The organism is Bradyrhizobium sp. CCBAU 45384 (assembly GCF_028128665.1).
GTDB classification, from domain to species: domain Bacteria; phylum Pseudomonadota; class Alphaproteobacteria; order Rhizobiales; family Xanthobacteraceae; genus Bradyrhizobium; species Bradyrhizobium manausense.
In genome coordinates, this window is sequence record NZ_LBIZ01000030.1 from 1 (window position 1) to 584 (window position 584).

The 584-nt window shown below is 63.7% G+C and carries 2 protein-coding genes; both read right to left on the minus strand.

The window, feature by feature from the left end; all coding sequences use genetic code 11:
• Positions 1-11 precede the first annotated feature (11 nt).
• The gene (gene tnpB / locus XH80_RS02860) at positions 12-356 is read right to left on the minus strand and encodes an IS66 family insertion sequence element accessory protein TnpB (RefSeq protein WP_271597244.1); all 345 of its coding nucleotides are present in this window, start codon (positions 354-356) and stop codon (positions 12-14) included.
• A 2-nt stretch (positions 357-358) separates the two neighbouring features.
• Positions 359-584, minus strand: a 226-nt coding sequence (locus XH80_RS02865; protein ID WP_271597245.1) for a hypothetical protein, incomplete at its 5' end; no start/stop codon positions are given.

Below are 584 nucleotides of genomic sequence, written 5' to 3' on the forward strand. Positions count from 1 at the left end.
GATTTGTATTTTTACGCAAGCGCTTTCGGCTGCGGGATTCGAGGCGCGTGCATGCGTGTCCAATCCATGCCGGCCAGAAGCGCCGACAACTGCGCGGCGTTCATCCGCATCACGCCGGCCACGATGGGAGGCCATTTGAAGCCGCTGCCATCGAGCCGCTTCCAATACATCACAAGGCCGCTGCCATCCCAGACCACAATCTTCACCCGATCGGCGCGCTTCGCACGGAACACCACCGCCACGCCCTTCATCGGGTCATGGCCCAGCGTCTCCTTCGCCAACAGCGCCAAGCCCTCCGCACCTTTTCTGAAGTCCACAGGTTGCGTCGCCACGTAAATCATGAGGCTCGCGGGCATTGTCAGCATGAACGTGTCCGTCGGAGCGCTAGAAAAACATCACTCAGCACAGCAAGGCCAGGCGCCCCGCGCACCTCTACGCGCGCCCCTTGGAACTCGACCGTCACAACGGCGGCTTCCGGCGACCCGGAGGGTTCTGCGGTCGCCGGCAACGCCGATTCCGATACCACCGGCACGAACGACAGCGTGTCCGCCGACGCCGGAAGCACCAACTGGCCCAACCGCGCC

Excerpts from the sequence above, each read along its gene's own strand:
- tnpB (WP_271597244.1), bottom strand. The coding sequence starts at position 356 with ATGCCCGCGAGCCTCATGATTTACGTGGCGACGCAACCTGTGGACTTC.